This is a genomic window from Paenarthrobacter sp. A20 (genome assembly GCF_024168825.1).
Classification (GTDB): Bacteria; Actinomycetota; Actinomycetes; order Actinomycetales; family Micrococcaceae; genus Arthrobacter.
Window position 1 is genome coordinate 2,492,656 of record NZ_JALJWH010000001.1, and the last position, 17,432, is coordinate 2,510,087.

Sequence of the window (17,432 nt, forward strand, 5' to 3'; positions counted from 1 at the left end):
CCCTTCCGAAGCACCCGCGCGTCAGGCGCGGGCAAAGACGTCAGGTACGCCGTCGCCGTCGTCGTCCCGTTCTTCCTCCGCCTGCACCTGGCGGTAGCGCCGGTTGCGGGCCCTCAGCACGACGGCGGCCAGCAGCGCCGCTATCAGGGAGCCTGCCAGGATGGCCACCTTGGCGTGGTCATTGTGTGCCGAACCGGTGCCGAAGCTCAGCTCGCCGATCAGTAGCGAGACGGTGAACCCGATGCCGGCCAGGAGGGCCAGCCCGAAGAGGTCGATCCAGGCAATGCTGGAGTCGAGGCTTGCCCGGGTGGTCTTGGTGACCAGGAACGTGGTGCCGAAGACGCCAACGGCCTTGCCCACCACCAACGCCGCCACAATGCCGACGGCCACGGGATCCGAGAGGGCTGCGCCCATGCCATCGAGTCCGCCCAAGGCCACGCCGGCTGAGAAGAACGCAAAGACAGGTACGGCAAACCCTGCCGAGAACGGGCGCAGGCGGTGTTCGAAGTGCTCTGCCAGGCCCTCGGAAGGCTCTCCCTTTTTGCCGCTTGCCAGGACGGGCACGGCGAAGCCCAGCAGCACCCCGGCCACGGTGGCGTGGATGCCGGAGGCGTGGACGAAGCCCCAGGTAGCCAAGGCGAGGGGGACGAGCAAGTACCAGCTGCGGATCCGTTTTTGGACCAGGAAGGTGAAGAGGGCGAGCGGAACCAAGGCCGCCAACAGCATCAAGGGCTGGAGGCCCGTGGAGTAGAAGAAAGCGATAATGCCGATGGCGATGAGGTCGTCCACCACGGCGAGAGTCAGCAGGAAGGTCCGCAGGGCAGCGGGCAGGTGCGTGTTGATGACGGCCAGCACGGCAAGGGCGAAGGCGATGTCAGTGGCCGTGGGAATGGCCCAGCCCTTGAGCGTTTCGGGGGATCCCAGGTTGAACAGGACGAAGATCAACGCCGGAACCACGACGCCGCCGACGGCCGCGGCCACCGGGACCACTGCCCGGGCCGGTTTGCGGAGTTCGCCGGCAACGAATTCGCGCTTGAGCTCAAGGCCGGCGAGGAAGAAGAAGACTGCCAACAGGCCGTCCGAGGCCCAATGGCCAAGGCTGAGTTCAAGATGCCAGGGTTCGTAGCCGATCTTGACATCGCGGAGCGCGAAGTAGCCATCTGCTGCGGGCGAGTTGGCCCAGATCAGGGCGACGACGGTGGCCGCCAGGAGGAGTGCGCCGCCCACGGTTTCCGTGCGGAGAATGGAGAGGATCCGGCGGTACTCGGGGTACGTGGAGCGGGAGAAGACTTTGCTGGAGCTGCTGGTATCGGGCGAAGGAGGGAGTTGCTGGGCCACGGGGGGCTCCTCACGGTGGGCGGGCATCACGAAGACATCGCCGACCAGACTTCCCGGCACACCATTGTCCATCTTACCCAACTGGGTAGCAGCACATGCTCCAATAGGGGCTCAGTGGAGCGTTTACTGCTACTCAGTTGGGTAAGGCGAGGGTCAGGCGACGAGGCCCGCAATCCCGATGGCCGCCGTCGCAAGGCCGAGCACCATGGAGATGGTGACCAGCACGACGTGGACCGTGAGGAACTTCGTGGCCTTGCCTGCGGCGTCGCGGGCGCGGGGGTCCTTCATGACACGCTTCAGGAACTGCGGCCACACAACCAAGGACCAGACACCGGCAACGATCAGGACGACCGCAAGGATCGCGGGGATCTCCACGCTAGTGGCTTTCGAGCCAGGCCTGGGCCTGCTGCGACTGGATGTTCAAGGCCTTGCCCACCATGGGCTCCGCGGCGTCGGCGATCTTGCCACCGAGGAACGGGACCGAGGAGGACACGTTGCCTTCGAGCTCGATGCGGGTGTTGCTGCCATCGGCCACGAGGCGCTGAACGGCCGTGACGTCGAGGGGAGCACCCGAGATCTTGAGGGCGATGTTGCTGGCGCGCGAGCCGTCGGCGGCAGGGGCTTCCCACTGCTCGGTCTGGGTGACCTTCAGGGTTTCGCCAACGAACTTGCGGGCAATGTCCGGCAGCCGCGTGGTGGGGAGGGTACGGACGGTGGTGGTGGTGAAAGCACCGGCGGTGTCGCCGTCGATCGTGAACGATTCCAGGGAGCCGCCCACCAGTTCGCTCGTGTGACGCAGGAATTCCTCGTCGACAAATACGGCAGCTACGCGGTCAACGCTGTGCGGCAGGGTGGTGGATGCGCTCAGGGCCATGGGTCCTCCGTGGATGATGGTGGTGAAGCTTTTTAGCTCCCAACATCCTACGGGTTGTCCGTGGCCACCCCCGAACCCCGCTTCTGCTCAGCCTCCTGGAGGGTCATGGCCGCCGCCGAAATGTTGCGAGCCATCGACGGGAAGATGAACCCGTGGAACGGGTACACGCCCAACCAGTAGAGCCTTCCCGCCAAACCCCGGGGGAAGAAGATGGCTCGCTGCTTGTACAGGCTCCCGCCGCCGTCGGGCTCCACTGCCAGTTCCAGCCAGGCGCCGCCGGGTGCCCGCATCTCGGCGCGAAGGCGCAGCAGGTGTCCCCGCTCGATGGCCTCCACCCGCCACCAATCCACCACCTCGCCGGTATTCAGCGTCTTGGGGTGGCGCCGCCCCCGCAGCAACCCGGCACCGCCCTGCAACTTGTCCAGCCAGCCACGGATGCGCCAGGCCAAAGGCAGCGAGTACCAGCCGTTCTTGCCGCCGATGCCTTCGATGATGGTCCAGACGTGTTCGGGCTTGGCGTCGCTGTGGAAGGCCCGTTCATCCAGGAACACTTTGTAGCCGGCCCAGTCGGGGTCGCTCGGAAGCGGATCGGCATCGATGCCGGCGTTGGCCCACGTGGTCTCCACCTGCACGTCCCGTTCCTTGCCGAGCGCCAAGGCGACGGCACGGCGGTAGGGCGTCAGGCCGCCGTCGGGCTGCGGGAAGTAATCGTCGACGTCGTGCTCCCTCGACACAGCGTCGTGCTGCAGTGACTGCACCAGAGGCAAGGACATGGACAGCGGAATGGGTGTCACCAGGGCAACCCACAGGCCGGCAAGCTTGGGTGCCGGGACGGGGAGCGCAATGACCAAGCGCCGGGGGAGTCCACGCTCCACGGCGTACTGGTTCATCATGTCCTTGTATTTCAGGACGTCCCGGGACCCGATGTCGAAGGAACGGTTCAGTTTCTCCGTGAGCGCCGCGGCAGCGACGAGATAATGGAGCACATCGCGGACGGCAATGGCTTCAACCCGATTGTTGACCCAACTGGGCGCCGGCATGACGGGCAAGGTTTCGGCCAGGTGGCGGATCATCTCGAACGAGGCCGACCCCGAACCGATCACTACACCGGCTTGGAAGACGATGGCGTCCACCGGCGACTCAAGGAACACCCTGCCCACGGTCTCGCGCGAACGCATGTGCGTGGACAGCTCGGTGTTCTCCGGGTGCAGCCCACCGAGGTACACGATCCTGTCCACCCCGGCCTCCGCTGCGGCTCCTGCCACGAGCCGGGCCATGGCTTCTTCCTTGGACTCGAACCCGCTGCCGGACGCCATGGAATGGACCAGGTAATACAGGACATCCACGCCGTTCAGGGCATCGGCGAGGCCTTCGGCGTCGGACAGGCCGTTCTCGATGATTTCGACGTCGTCATGCCAGGGAACGTCGGCGATCTTCTGTGGCGTACGGACCAGCACTTTAACTCTGTGGCCGGCTTCGAGGAGCCGGGGGACCAAGCGGCCGCCGATGTATCCCGTGGCGCCGGTGACCAGCACTGTCTTGGTGTCCTGCGGGGTGTTGGAATGCGTAGCTTCCGAAGGCTGCAAAGGAACTCCTGGGGCTGGGGGTAGAGGTAGGCTGGAATGACCCGGCGTTCATCTGAATTTCCGGGCATTTGTGTTGCCTGCCCTTGGACCCACCCTAGGAGTTTCTGTCATGAGCCTCAACGGTCTGCGCCGCGCATTGGCGGAGGACAAGACGTTCGCGCGCGTCCGAACGGAGGCACAGCGGCCTTTCAGCGACCGCAACACCGACTACCAGATCAGCGCGCCCACGGGCATGCGCGCCGTCCTGCTGGCGGAAATGGCAGATGCCCTGGCTTCCCAGGACGGCACTCCCGTGGTTCTCGCCGTCACCGCAACCGGCCGCGAAGCCGAGGACCTCACAGCCGCGCTGGGCTCCTATCTTCCGGCGGACTCCATAGCGACCTTTCCCAGCTGGGAAACCCTCCCGCATGAGCGGCTGTCGCCGCGCTCGGACACCGTTGGCCGCAGGCTCTCCGTCCTGCGCCGCCTGACCCACCCTGAAACGTCGACGGCGGCCCCGTTGCGCGTGGTGGTGGCCCCGGTCCGCGCCGTGGTCCAGCCCATTGTTGCCGGTCTCGGCGACCTTGTTCCGGTGACACTGCAGGTAGGACAGGAACGTTCGTTCACGGAGGTCGTCCGCGCCCTGTCCGACGCCGCCTATGCCCGCGTTGACATGGTGACGCACCGCGGCGAATTCGCGGTCCGCGGCGGCATCCTTGACGTCTTTCCGCCCACCGAGGACCACCCGATCCGCGTGGAGTTCTTCGGTGATGAAGTGGACCAGATGCGTTGGTTCGCGGTCGCCGACCAGCGCTCGCTGTCCGCGCCCGGGATCCACCACCCCACGGAACTGCATGCCCCGCCGTGCCGGGAAATCCTGATCACGCCCTCCGTGATGTCCCGTGCCTCGAAGCTGAAGGCCGACATGCCTGCCGCAGCGGACATGCTGGAGAAGATCGCGGGCGGCATCGCTGTTGAGGGCATGGAATCGCTGGCTCCGGTGCTGGTGGATGCCATGGTCCCGTTCGTGGACCAGCTACCGGCAGGCTCGCTTTCCGTGGTCATCGAACCGGAGAAGGTGCGCACCCGTGCGCACGATCTCGCGGCGACCAACGAGGAGTTCCTCGAAGCTGCGTGGTCAACAGCGTCCGACGGCGGTGCGGCGCCCCTTGACCTGTCGTCCCAGGCTTCCACGGATCTGCATGCCGCCAGCTTCAAGTCCCTCACCGACACCCGCTCCGCCGCCCTTGCGCACAACGTTTCCTGGTGGTCCATCACCTCGCTCGCCTCGGACGAGGACCTGGTACTGGATATCGACGTCCTCAACATGCGGGCCCGTGAACCGCGTGGTTACCAGGGCGAAGTGGCCGAGATGCTGGAGTTCATCGGCTCCCGCGTCCGTGAACAGTGGCGTGTGGTGGTGGTAACCGATGGTCCCGGGCCCGCCCAACGCCTGGCCGAGCTGTTCCACGACGCCGACATTCCTTGTTCCCGCGTTGAGTCCCTGGACAAGGAACCCCAGGCCGGAATCATCGAGGTGACCACCGCCGCCGTCGGACGTGGTTTTGTCCTGGACGGCCTCAAATTGGGCCTGTTGACCGAAGCGGACTTGCTGGGTCGCGCCACGGCCAGCTCCACCAAGGACATGCGGCGCATGCCGTCCAAGCGTCGCAACGCCGTGGACCCGCTGCAGCTGCACGCCGGCGATTTCGTGGTGCATGAGCAGCACGGCATTGGCCGGTTCGTCGAGCTCATCCAGCGCAAGGTCACAGGTACGTCAGCCTCGGACGCCGGGCTGCGCGAGTATTTGGTCCTGGAGTACGCGCCGTCCAAGCGCGGCGCCCCGGGTGACCGGCTCTTCGTGCCCACAGACCAACTGGACCAGGTGACACGCTACGTCGGCGGGGACACCCCGGCATTGAGCAAGATGGGCGGCGCGGACTGGGCCAGCACCAAGTCCAAGGCGCGCAAGGCCGTCAAGGAAATCGCCGGCGAACTGATCCGGCTGTACTCCGCCCGCATGGCATCCCGAGGCCACGCCTTTGCCCCGGACACCCCCTGGCAGCGCGAACTCGAGGAGGCTTTCCCCTATGTGGAGACGCCCGACCAGTTGACCACCATCAACGAGGTCAAAGCGGACATGGAGCGGGAGATCCCCATGGACCGGCTCGTGTCCGGAGACGTGGGCTACGGCAAGACCGAGATCGCAGTCCGTGCAGCATTCAAGGCCGTCCAGGACGGCAAGCAAGTGGCTGTCCTGGTGCCCACCACGCTATTGGCCCAGCAGCACTACGAGACGTTCACGGAGCGCTTCTCCGGGTTCCCGCTGCGCGTGAAACCACTGTCCCGCTTCCAAAGCACCAAGGAAGCCAAGGAAACGGCCGACGGCGTCAAGAGCGGCGCCGTGGACGTGGTGATCGGCACGCACCGGCTCTTGTCCAAGGACTTTGAGTTCAAGGACCTGGGCCTGGTCATCGTGGACGAAGAGCAGCGCTTCGGAGTGGAGCACAAGGAAGCGCTCAAGAAGATGCGCACCAACGTGGACGTGCTGGCCATGAGCGCCACGCCGATTCCGCGAACCCTGGAAATGTCCCTCACCGGCATCCGGGAAACGTCCACCCTGGCCACGCCTCCGGAGGAACGGCACCCCGTCCTGACCTACGTGGGACCGTATACCAACAAGCAAACGTCGGCCGCCATCCGCCGCGAACTCATGCGCGAGGGACAGGTGTTCTTCGTCCACAACCGGGTTTCCTCGATTGAGCGCATCGCAGCGCAGATCCGCGAGCTGGTCCCGGAAGCGCGGGTGGAAGTAGCGCACGGGCAGATGTCCGAGAGCCGCCTTGAGAAAATCATCGTGGACTTCTGGGAGAAGCGCTTCGACGTACTGGTGTGCACCACCATCATCGAGACCGGCCTGGACATCTCCAACGCCAACACCCTGATTGTGGATGGCGCGGACAAGTACGGGCTTTCGCAGCTCCACCAGCTTCGTGGACGTGTTGGCCGTGGCCGCGAACGTGCCTACGCCTACTTCCTCTACCCGTCCGAGAAGCCGCTGGGCGAGGTAGCTCTGGAACGCCTCAAGGCCGTGGCAGCCCACAACGAGCTGGGCGCCGGCATGCAGCTGGCCATGAAGGACCTCGAGATCCGTGGTGCGGGAAACCTGCTGGGCGGTGAGCAGTCCGGCCACATCCAGGGCGTGGGGTTCGACCTCTACATCAGGCTGGTTGGCGAGGCTGTTGCCGAGTACCGAGGCGAGGCCGAGGAGAAGGCTGCCGAGATGAAGATCGAGCTGCCCGTCAACGCCCACCTGCCCCACGACTATGTGCCCGGCGAAAGGCTGCGCCTGGAGGCGTACCGTAAGCTCGCCGCGGCCATTACCTATGAAGCCATCGACGAGGTCCTTGCTGAACTCGTGGACCGGTACGGTGAGCCGCCATTGCCCACCCAAAACCTCATTGCCGTGGCACGCTTCCGGGTGGGTGCCCGCGAAGCCGGCCTGTCCGACGTCGCGCTCCAAGGCAACTTCATCCGTTTCTCGCCGGCGCAACTGCCCGAATCCAAAACCATGCGCCTGAACCGCATGTACCCGGGTTCGCAGGTCAAGCCTGCTTTGGACTCCGTGCTGATTCCCAAGCCCAAGACTGCCCGGATCGGTGGACGGGATCTCCAGGACGCCGAAATCCTGCAGTGGGCCAACAACGTCATCGAAGCAATCTTTACCGACGTCCCCGTGAAGGCTGGCTAACCGAATGATGGGAGGACACCACGCCGCGTCAGGAGCCGCGGCGTGGATAGCTATTGCCTCGACCGGCCCGTACGCCTTGGGCTGGTACCCGCTGGATTCCACCGGCATCCTGATCGGAGCCATGGCGACGGCGGGAACAGCCTTGGTCTGCGACTGGGACCACCGGCACAGCACGATCGCGAATTCGCTGCCGCCGTTGTCGAACGCGATCGCCGTCGGAATCGAGAAGGCCAGCGGCGGGCACCGGCAGGGCACGCACTCCCTGCTGGGCGCCTCAGCCTTCGTGGTGCTCGCAGCCATGGCCGCACAGTTCCAGATGGTAACCCCGGTGGGCAAGCTTTCCGTGGGTGCAGGGCTGCTGTGCATGTTCATGATCAACCTTGCCGCCAAGGCCTTGAACCTGTTTCCCAAGTCCGGCTGGATCACCAATTGGCTTTTCGCCCTGGTGATGGCCGGACTGGTGACCTGGTTTGCGCCCGATCAGTGGGGATGGTTGCCGTTGTCCATGCTGACCGGTGTTGTGGTGCACATCGTAGGGGACATGATCACCGTGGGCGGAGTCCCACTTTTGTGGCCAATTGTCATCAAACCGCCAAAATTTCTCCGCAAATCCTTCATTAGTGGAATTTGGCGGGCAAACGGCGCCTTCTCCATTCCGCTGTTGGGGCGGGCTGGTTCGCGCCGTGAATGGCTGGTCCTTATTCCTGTCAGTGGATATGCCATGGTGGGCATGATTGCTTCGGCCTGGACGCTTGCCCAACAGCATTGGCCCGGAGTTCTGGCCGCTTTGGGCGGTGTTCTTCCCTTGCCTTAGGGGTGCAGCAGGCCTAGTATTACCGCACCTGCAGTGAGGCGTATGTAACGTCGGTGGAATATTTGAAATGACCCTCTACAAGTAGTGGGTTGCTGCTAAAACTGCGTACTCCGCTGCCAGACCAAGAGCTACTCCCTGAGATTTCGAGTAGTGACTACTCGTGCCTTCGGAGTAGAACCCCTAATAGCTTGGACCTCAACGTCAAATTGTTTGACTAAATGGAGGTTCAGATGGATCTGCTCCACTCGCACAGTATCCATACAGGCAGCAGGGGGAGTTTTCAAGCCCGGCAGGGGACCGATTCGCTTCGGCGTTCACACGTAGACCTTGAAGTGGTTATTCCTGCCTATAACGAGGCTGCCCGAATTCCCGGAACGCTCATGCAAGCAGTCGATTTCCTGGCCGGGCAGCCGTGGTCTTCCCGGATTGTGGTGGTGGACAACGGCAGCGTAGACGAAACGGGCGCAGTAGTCCGCAGGATATCCCGCGACAAAGGAAACGAAATTCCTATTTCCGTGGTGGGGTGTTCACGCCGCGGAAAAGGGGCGGCAGTCAGCAGGGGCCTGCTCAGCGGAACGTCCAAGTACACGGGCTTCTTTGACGCTGACCTGGCGACACCGCTTGAAACACTGATCCCGACGATGGCCCACTTGGAAGAGGGCGCCTCCGCGGTCATTGCCTCCCGTCACGCGCCAGGTTCCACCTTTGTCCAACCTCAACAACTGGGACGCCGGGTAGGCGGAACAGCCTTTCGTGTGCTGACCAAATCGAAGGTTAAAGGCATTTGGGATACGCAGTGCGGCTTCAAGTTTTTCGAACGGGCCGCACTGACAGCAGCCATGGTCCAGTGCCGCACCGCCGGTTTTGCTTTCGACGTTGAACTGCTCCTCCGGCTCCAGCACCAAGGGGCCCGGATTGTTGAATTACCCGTGGCCTGGACGGATGTGGCAGCGTCTACTTTCCGGCCGTTCAAAGACGGAATTTCCAGTTTTGCCTCAGTTCTCCAACTACAAAAGGCGATGCCGTGACCGAAACCTTGGTAAATGCCGGCCTCCCGGCACAATTGGCCGGTCAACGGATCCTCGTCCTGAACTGGCGTGACATCAGGCACTCCCAGGCCGGTGGAGCCGAACAATACATGCACGAAATATCGCGTCGTTGGGTCGATTTCGGCGCCGAAGTGACGTGGTTCACCGGACGTGAAGATCATCAGCCCGCCGAGGACGTCATTGATGGCATCCGAGTGGTCCGTTCGGGCGGCCCCTTGTCCCTGTATGGCAAAGCAGCCCTCAGAATGCTGCGTACGCGCAACCGGTTCGACGCCGTTATTGATTGCCAAAACGGGATTCCGTTCTTTTCGCCACTGTTCCTGCCCCGGGAAATGCCCATCGTTCAATTGATTCACCATGTCCACCAGGAACAATTCCGCACCCGCTTTTCGGCTCCGATGGCCGCCGTGGGCCGCTTGCTCGAAAGTACAGGGGCCAAGGCAGTCTATGGACGACGGGCTATTGCCGCGGTATCGCCATCCACCCGGCTGGAGTTGCGCAAGCTCGGGTTCCCCGGTGCCATCCACGTAGTTCCGAACGGAACCATCGAAGTGCCCAAGACCGTTGGCCCCCGCGATCCCGAGCCGACCATCGCCGTCGTCAGTCGATTGGTACCGCACAAACGGCTGGACCTGCTGTTGGGCCAGTTTGCCATTGCCGCGGCAAGCGTACCCAAACTCCGCCTGGAAATAATGGGCGATGGTCCCGAGCGGCCGCGATTGCAGCAGCTGGCCATGGACCTGGGCCTCGATGACATCGTGACATTCCACGGTTACCAACCCAACCACGCCCGCAACAGCCTGCTGAACAGAGCCTGGCTCACCGTTTCGACGTCGGCCTCGGAGGGCTGGGGTTGCTCGGTGATTGAGGCGGCCGCGTGGGGTGTTCCGTGCCTGGCGCTGCGCGTCCCAGGCATCCGGGACTCGGTGGTTCACGGGAGCACGGGCTGGTTGGTGGACACGGCTGCCGAGTTCGGGCCCGCCTTGGTGGCCGCCCTCGAGACACTCTCCGAACAGCGTGAGGCGGGCGGGATGTCGGCCAGGTGCCAGGACTGGGCACGCTGCTTCACCTGGGATCGCAGCGCGGCCCTGCTCGCCGGGGTGCTCATGGAAGAAGGAGCCTTGCGTCGCGGAGGCGTCGACGCCGGCGGTTCGTCATCGGACATGTCCACGCTGGTGCACTTTGACATGCCTGCCGGCGCCAACCTGGAAGCCATCCTTCGGCCAACCGACGAGGTCTCCGAAAACCAAGGGCGGGTGTCCGTGCTGATGAAGGGCCGGGACGAATTCGAGGCCTTCGCCATCATGAGGCGCATTGGAGTTGTATCAGCCGAACTCCGTGCCGTGGGCCGGAGCACGCTCCTGGCCGGTCCTGGAAGCACGTTTACACCTGCAGACGCCGTTGAGGGCATGTAGCGGACACCAGTCCATGGGGGAATTCGAGGGGGAAAAATGACTGACACTTTGCGCGCACCCGATACGAAGGCAGACGCCACTCCTGTGAACCTGCCGGAGCGGAAACCGGGACCAACCCCGGGCCGTGGGCCGAAAAGAGCATCGCCAACGGACAGCGGCGCCAGCGCCAAAGTAGCCGAAAACAGTGGCTTCCTTTCCGTAGCAGCTGGTTTGGTGGGGGTCATCAGCTACGCCTGCACACTGCTGATGGCCAACATGCTGGGCACGGCGGACTACACGCAGTTCGCGGCCGGGGCGATGCTTCTGGGTGTCGTAGGCATCGTCGCTTCCGCGCTCGTTCCCCTTCCCCTTTCCCACTTTGTGGCCGTCCACCCGGCAGGGTCGGTGGGGCGCAGGGACGGCATGGCCTTCTCGGTGTTCGTCTCCTTCATCGCGGGCATCGTTGCCGCGGTGACGACCGGCGCACTGACGCTGGCCTTCGCCACGCCGGCACTTGCTGCTGCTGTAGCGCTGGGTTCACTGGCCATCTTCCTGATGGCGGCGCCGTCGGGCTGGCTGCAGGGTGAGCTGCGATTCAAGTGGTACGCGCTGACAACCATCGGCGAAGTGCTCCTGAGGCTGGTGTTCAGCCTCCTGGTGGTGGTCCTTGCCTGGGGTGCTGTGGGCGCGATCCTTGGATTCGCGGTGGGTGCGCTGGCCCTGGTGGTTGTTCCTTGGTCCTTTTACCGGGACCTCCAGTGGCGCCCGGGTGTCCTGCGGCAACGATGGCGGTGGGCTGAGACCACTGACATCGCGTCCGTCCTGTGCGTGGTGTCGGTTCTGGTTGGCGTGGATGTGGTGGTGGTGGCGTTCCTGGACGAAGGTTCCGCCGCCGCAGGATTTCAAGCGCTGGCGACTATTGCCAAGGGCCCGGTCTACGTTGCGGCGGGCACCGCGTTGGTGGCGTTTCCACTGCTCCGCCGCCGCGGCGCCAATGTCCGCCAAGTACTCGCTGCCGCCTTCGCTTCCTTCAGTCAGCTCGCCGTGGTGGCGTTCGCCATCATCGCCACCGCCCCCCATGTTTTTGCCGGTGTGATCATTCCGGAGAAATATCATGGCTCCCTGGAACTCCTGCCCTGGCTTGCGGCCGCCGGGTTGGGCTACGCAGTCCTCACTGTCCTGGCCACGATCCTGCTCGCGCTGCGGGCATACCGGCGCTGCCAAACCGGCTTGGCCTGCGCCTGCCTCCTTGTAGTGGCAGGGCTCTGGGTGGGGTGGCACCTTGCTGCGGTCAGTGGCCTGGCCATGGGCTCTGCGATCGGGGCTGTCCTTGCAGCGCTGGTGATGACACTCATTTCAAGGCCGGTCCTCACTGACATTGGACCGGTGAAGGGCGCCGGACGCTTCATGGGCGGCGCTGCCGCCCTGCTGCTGGTCCTTGCCGTCGCCAGCCAACTTCAGCCCTTCGCGTGGCTGGTCCTTGCGACCATCAGCGGGCTGGCTGTGCTGGCCCATCAGCGCGGTTTGTTGCCGCGAACGCTGGGCATTGGACCCTTTCGACGGCGGTTCGGGGCGCGTTCCCGGGCTGGCCGGCGGTCCGCGGCCCAGGAGCCTTTCAGCAGCGTGCTGGCAGCAACCATGGTCCGGGTGGTTTCCAGTCCGGCGGCAATCTTCGTTGCCGTGTCCGCTGCTGCCTTTGGGGTGCGGGCCTTTGGCCTGGAGCGCGGCTTTGAAATGTGGGTGGATGAGCTGCTCTACGTCCGTCTGGGCGAGTCGCTGACGACAGGCCAGGTTCCCACCTTGCCGGACGGCCCGTTCTTCCTGCACCCACCGGGCTTCTTCATACTGGAGGCCGGAGCCATCAAGCTCTTTGGAATCTCCGGCGACATCGTGGAAGTAGTGCTGCAACTGCGCTGGCTCAACGCCGCCCTGGGAGCAGTCACCGTTGGCTTGGGATTCCTTCTGGTCAGAAGGCTTGCAAGCACGACGGCGGCATGGCTCACCGCGGTGGTCCTGGCCTTCGAACCCTTCATCCTGCGGAATAACAGCCATGCGTTCCTGGAGACGGCGGCGATGGCCTTCGTGCTCGCTGGCTTCCTCGTGCTGACTGGCCCGCGCCAGGCGGCGGGGAAGCTGCCCGGTATCCTGCGGCTGCCCGGTATCCTGCGGCTGGTCGGGGCTGGACTCCTGCTGGGATACGCCGTCCTGTGCAAGGACTTCTTCGTCATCTGCACAGTTGGTCCCGTCGTAGTCGCCGTGATCTGGAAGCGGACCCTGCCATGGCGGCAGGCCGCCGTCGTGATTCCTGCAGCGGCCGTGCCGTACGCGACGTACCTGGCCGTGGCGGCTTCGCAAGCCCACCTGCCGGATTGGATCGATGCGAAGACCAGCGGCTTGCTGCGGGCATCGGGACTGGAAAAGAGTACGGGCTTCACCGCAGAAGGTTCACCGGACATCGTCACCAGGTTGGTCGAACAGAGCGGACACTTTGGCACCAGCTACCTCCTGCTGGCCCTGTGCCCCTTGGCCGGTGCGATGCTGTGCTTCAGCCACCGGGCAGACCGGCGACTGATTGGTCTTGCCGGCCTCGCTTTGGGCGCTGCCGGGGCTTACAGCGCCGCGTTTGGCACCTTCGAGGAACAGTACGGGTATGGCGTCATGATCGCCGGGGTACTGTGTTCGGTCCTTGTGGTGGTTGAGCTCCGGGAGAGGTGGGTGCGGGGACGGACGTTCCTGGCCGTCGCCAGCCTGTGCTTCGTGGCCTTGACCGTGGTACTGGGTGTACGGACCGCACTGACGGTGGACAACGGCTTTGTCCAGGTCAAGGAGTGGGTTAAAACCAACCTCCCGCAGGAGGCCCGGGTAAGTGTCACCAACAGCACGGGTGAGTTCGCTTTTGCCGACGATCCACGGTTTGGTGTTTGGCCGTCCGCGCCCCTGATGCAGGGAGCCGGGGCAAGCTACATCCTGACGCAGTCACACCCCACAAGCCAGGGCTACGGCTACGCGAGGCCCGAGATGCTGACATGGCTCAAGGAGCACGCAACACCCGTGTTCAGCGCCGAGGGACCCACCAACGGTGCCACCACGCTCTGGTTTGTGCCACCTGCCGAACTCAGCGCCGGAGCTGCCGACGGCACGGGCACGCCCTCCAAAACCTACGAGACGGAACGGTGAACCCATGAGAATCCTGCATCTGGGTTTTGAGGATCCCCGCATGCCCGGCGCCGGTGGGGGATCGGTGAGGACCCATGAGATCAATCGCCGCCTCGCAGCCGACGGGTTCCGGATCACCGTGCTGACTACACGCTATCCGGGGTGGCGGGAGCGGGTTCAAGACGGGGTGCACTACGTACCGATCGGCTTCGGGCAGGGCAGCACGCGTATGACCCGCCTGCTGGGGTATGTTGTCCGCCTGCCGTTCGAAGCCCGCAAACGTCGCGCCGCCGCCGACCTTGTGGTGGAGGACTTCTTCGCTCCGTTCTCCACCATGGCCGCCCGGCTGTGGACCAAAAGGCCCACCATTGGCGTGGTTCAGTGGCTGCACGCCCGTGAGAAAGCGCGGCAATACAGGCTTCCTTTGCACTGGTTGGAACGGTTCGGAGTCAGGCGTCATCGGCGGTGCATCGCCGTCTCGCAGGGAATTTCGGACCGGCTGACCGCCCTGAACCCGGACATCCACGTGGACGTGATCGGAAACGGCGTGGACCCTGCCGCCTGGAAACCTGTGCCAACGGTTGGCCAGGACATTCTTTGCCTTGGCCGGCTGGAGTTCACCGGCAAGGGCCTGGACCTGCTGCTGGCGGCCTGGGCACAATGCTGCCGACGAATCGACGGAAAGCTGTTGATTGCAGGGACCGGCCCCGACGAGGCGACACTGCGCGCAGCCATTGCGAACGCCGGACTTGCGGACCGTGTGGAGCTCCTTGGCTGGCTGTCCGGAGATGCCAAGTTCCAGGCCTTGAGCCGTGCACGACTGGTGGTGTGCCCGTCCCGGCAGGAGACCTTCGGCTTGGTGGCCATCGAAGCGCTGGCCACCGGCACGCCGGTCATCGCCTTCGATATTCCTTGCCTTCGGGAGATTGTCCCGAACGGTGCGGGCTGGCTGGTGGACGCGTTCGACGTCGGCGCCCTCGCCCGGGAGCTCGAGGCGCGGTACTCCCAATCCGGCCTGGAGTCCGTCGGTGCGCAGGGCCGGGCCTTCGCGGCCGGCTACAACTGGGACCGTTTGGCAACGCTGCAGGGTGCGGCATACCGTGCCGCGATATCTGAGCCCGCTGCTTTTGAAGCCCAGGTTGAAGGCCCCGCGGCGCTACCGCACATCGTCCGTTAGGAAGGTACCGTCTTGCCCCAGCAATCCAGAATCGATCGATCCTTGTCAGGCGATGCGCCGTGGCTTTTCCTTTCGCCGCACCTGGACGACGCCGTCCTGTCCTGCGGTGCGCTGATGGAGGCCCAGGCCCAAGGCCGCGAAGTGATTGTGGCAACCTTGTTCACTGAAGCGTCGCCGGGGCCGCACACACGGGCCGCGAAGTCCTTCATGAACCAATGCGCGGTCAAGAATGCCGGGCATTTGTTTGCCGCCCGTCAAGCCGAAGACAGGGCAGTGTTGGAAGACATGGGCGTCCGATCGATCCACATGGGAGCCGTGGACGCTTTGTTCCGCCGACGCCGGGCCCTCCGGTTTGGCAGCAGTGCTTGGGACAGGCTTCTCCCGGAAATGACGCACCGATATCCCACGTACAGGTTCGACATCGCGCTGGGACGGATCGCGAGGGGAGACCAGGAGCTCATCGGCCAACTCCGCACCGATGTGGCTGGGTTGATGGGGCTGACCGGGGCCGAGCTGCTGTTCTGCCCTGTGGGAGTAGGGAAGCACGTGGACCACCTCATCACCCGGGAAGCCGGCATGGCCCATCCGGAGAACCTGGTGCTGTACTCGGATTTCCCTTACGACCTCGAGGCCGAACCGGATGCACGGCGCTTGGCACAACTGGGCTACGTCCCGTGGAGCTGGGATCAGGGCCTTGCCAATAAGCCGCCCAGGATCCGGCAATACGGCACCCAGGCGGATGCACTTTTTCCCACTGGCGAGGTTCCGGTAAAGGCGGAGACCTACTTCGTCCCGGCTTTTTGAGTAGCTGACAGGCCGGCTGTGGTCAGCAACCTTCGCGGTTGTTCGACACAACATTGCCGGGAGCATCGCCAAGCTTCATGGCCCCGCTCTGGCAGAAGACGTTGTCCGTCACCGTGATATTCCTCAGGTCCCCTTGGAAATCCAGCCACGGTCCTGGCGTATCAACGACGGAGTTGTTCTTGACCACGATGTCATGAACAGCGGCGTTGCCGTCGTAGTAGCCGATCTTGACGCCGTTGGGGGATTCCCAGAAGCGGTTGTTCTCCACCGTGATGTTGTAGATCTCGTGCTTTCCCACCGCCAACTGCATTCCAGAACCGTGCGATCCGCCGCGGACCTTGTTATTCCGGTAGGTGACGTCGTAGACCGAGGCTCCAATGGTTTGCGCCACGAGGCCGTCGTCGCCGTCGTCTCCCTGGCGTTGATCGACAGTATTGCCTTCCACTATGCCGCCGTGTGAATCGGTGATGTGGATGCCGTCCAATTGATCGTATGTGCCGCTGCTGGTCACCAGCGTGTCATTGTTGCGGATGCAGAAGTTGCTGCTGGCGACCACCGCGATGGAGTAGGTAAAGGGGTTCCGGGTCCGGACATCTTCCACCAACGCATTGGTGGTGTGACGCACGTCCACCAGGTATTCAGTGAGCCGTTCCGAGGTGTTGCCGTCCAATTCCCCGCCGCTTTGATCTGCAGTGAGGTGGGAGATGGTGACGTTCTGCGCCCCGTTGGTGGTGATGAGCGGGTGCCCGCCGAAGGGTCCTTTGGTTTTCAGGAACCCCGGCCCCGCTTTCAGCACTGTGGCTTGCCCCGTACCCTTGAGGGCCACGTTGCTCTTGATGACCAGCGGACGCCCCAGCGTGAACGTTCCCTCAGGCAGTTCTACGATGCCGCCACCGTCCTTGGATGCGGCGTCGATGAGTTGCTGGAGGGACTTGGAGGTGTCCTCCGGGTCCAGGTAGCCGTTGACTGTGAACTTCTCGACGTGGGTGGCTTGGCTGCCCGGAGCGCTGCAGTAGGACGGGTTAGGGTCGACGGCGCCGGGTTTCGCCGCGACGACGGCCACGCCGAGGCCTGCCGCGGCCAATGCCACTACCAGCAAGGCAACCTTGGGGACCGCTGATTTCATGGCAACACCCTATCCTGCGCGGGTTTCCGGCGGGTTAAGCGGGTTAGAGCGGGTTAAAAGGAAACGGCCCAGGCAGCAGCCTGAACCGTTTCCCGACATGTGAAGGATTTAGCTTTCGCCCGCGGAATCAGAGCGGCCAAGAATGGTCTGCGGGATCCAGAAAGCCAGAGCGAACAGGCCCAGGCAGACGGCCATCGGCCACGGGTTCTCGAGGCTCAGGAAGGACAGCGAGTAGATGGCGCCCAGGAAGAGCACGAACATGACCACGAACAGCACAATGCTTGTGCCCAGGTTGTTCTCACGTTCAATGGGGGCGCTTGTTGCGTTCTTGGACATTCGTTCCTCCTCGGCCCCGCGGGGCTCAAAAATCTCTGGCGGTTGCGG

General features: G+C 64.0%; 13 protein-coding genes. 7 read left to right on the forward strand and 6 right to left on the reverse strand.

Going from position 1 to position 17,432, the window contains the following annotated elements; translation table 11 throughout:
- Positions 1 to 21: 21 nt before the first annotated feature.
- From nhaA to J3D46_RS11765, 4 genes are all read right to left on the reverse strand, one after another.
- A complete protein-coding gene (gene nhaA, locus J3D46_RS11750) occupies positions 22 to 1,365 on the reverse strand; it encodes a Na+/H+ antiporter NhaA (protein ID WP_374110839.1) in 1,344 nt (447 codons plus the stop codon).
- Positions 1,366 to 1,491: 126 nt separating this feature from the next.
- The gene (locus J3D46_RS11755) at positions 1,492 to 1,713 is read right to left on the reverse strand and encodes an SCO4848 family membrane protein (protein WP_089594213.1); all 222 of its coding nucleotides are present in this window, start codon (positions 1,711 to 1,713) and stop codon (positions 1,492 to 1,494) included.
- A 1-nt stretch (position 1,714) separates the two neighbouring features.
- Entirely contained in the window at positions 1,715 to 2,212 is a 498-nt protein-coding gene (locus J3D46_RS11760; RefSeq protein ID WP_231338701.1) for a DUF2505 domain-containing protein, read from the reverse strand.
- A 47-nt stretch (positions 2,213 to 2,259) separates the two neighbouring features.
- On the reverse strand, positions 2,260 to 3,798 hold the full coding sequence (locus J3D46_RS11765; protein WP_253467305.1) for an SDR family oxidoreductase: 1,539 nt from the start codon (positions 3,796 to 3,798) through the stop codon (positions 2,260 to 2,262).
- Between the two features lie 109 nt (positions 3,799 to 3,907).
- On the opposite strand from J3D46_RS11765, the gene mfd reads away from it, so the two are divergent.
- The 7 genes from mfd (at position 3,908) to J3D46_RS11800 (ending at position 15,922) form a co-directional block, all read left to right on the forward strand.
- Positions 3,908 to 7,528 carry a transcription-repair coupling factor gene (gene mfd / locus J3D46_RS11770; RefSeq protein WP_231338699.1) on the forward strand — a complete coding sequence of 1,207 codons (3,621 nt, stop codon included), beginning with the start codon at positions 3,908 to 3,910 and terminating at the stop codon, positions 7,526 to 7,528.
- Between the two features lie 4 nt (positions 7,529 to 7,532).
- On the forward strand, positions 7,533 to 8,342 hold the full coding sequence (locus tag J3D46_RS11775; protein ID WP_231338698.1) for a metal-dependent hydrolase: 810 nt from the start codon (positions 7,533 to 7,535) through the stop codon (positions 8,340 to 8,342).
- Between the two features lie 230 nt (positions 8,343 to 8,572).
- Positions 8,573 to 9,370, forward strand: coding sequence for a glycosyltransferase (locus tag J3D46_RS11780; RefSeq protein ID WP_256491222.1), 798 nt, complete (start codon positions 8,573 to 8,575; stop codon positions 9,368 to 9,370).
- On the forward strand, positions 9,367 to 10,806 hold the full coding sequence (locus J3D46_RS11785; protein WP_253467309.1) for a glycosyltransferase family 4 protein: 1,440 nt from the start codon (positions 9,367 to 9,369) through the stop codon (positions 10,804 to 10,806). Before J3D46_RS11780 ends, J3D46_RS11785 begins: the two co-directional genes overlap by 4 nt.
- A 36-nt stretch (positions 10,807 to 10,842) precedes the next feature.
- The gene (locus J3D46_RS11790) at positions 10,843 to 13,962 is read left to right on the forward strand and encodes an oligosaccharide flippase family protein (RefSeq protein WP_253467311.1); all 3,120 of its coding nucleotides are present in this window, start codon (positions 10,843 to 10,845) and stop codon (positions 13,960 to 13,962) included.
- Positions 13,963 to 13,966: 4 nt separating this feature from the next.
- Positions 13,967 to 15,118, forward strand: coding sequence for a glycosyltransferase family 4 protein (locus J3D46_RS11795; RefSeq protein WP_253467313.1), 1,152 nt, complete (start codon positions 13,967 to 13,969; stop codon positions 15,116 to 15,118).
- Positions 15,119 to 15,130: 12 nt separating this feature from the next.
- A complete protein-coding gene (locus tag J3D46_RS11800) occupies positions 15,131 to 15,922 on the forward strand; it encodes a PIG-L family deacetylase (RefSeq protein WP_231338693.1) in 792 nt (263 codons plus the stop codon).
- A 22-nt stretch (positions 15,923 to 15,944) separates the two neighbouring features.
- Here the strand turns inward: J3D46_RS11800 and J3D46_RS11805 are convergent, their stop codons facing one another.
- Positions 15,945 to 17,048: a right-handed parallel beta-helix repeat-containing protein gene (locus J3D46_RS11805; protein ID WP_253467315.1), complete on the reverse strand. Its 1,104-nt coding sequence runs from the start codon at positions 17,046 to 17,048 to the stop codon at positions 15,945 to 15,947.
- Positions 17,049 to 17,156: 108 nt separating this feature from the next.
- Entirely contained in the window at positions 17,157 to 17,384 is a 228-nt protein-coding gene (locus J3D46_RS11810) for a hypothetical protein (RefSeq protein ID WP_231338691.1), read from the reverse strand.
- Between the last annotated feature and the right edge of the window lie 48 nt (positions 17,385 to 17,432).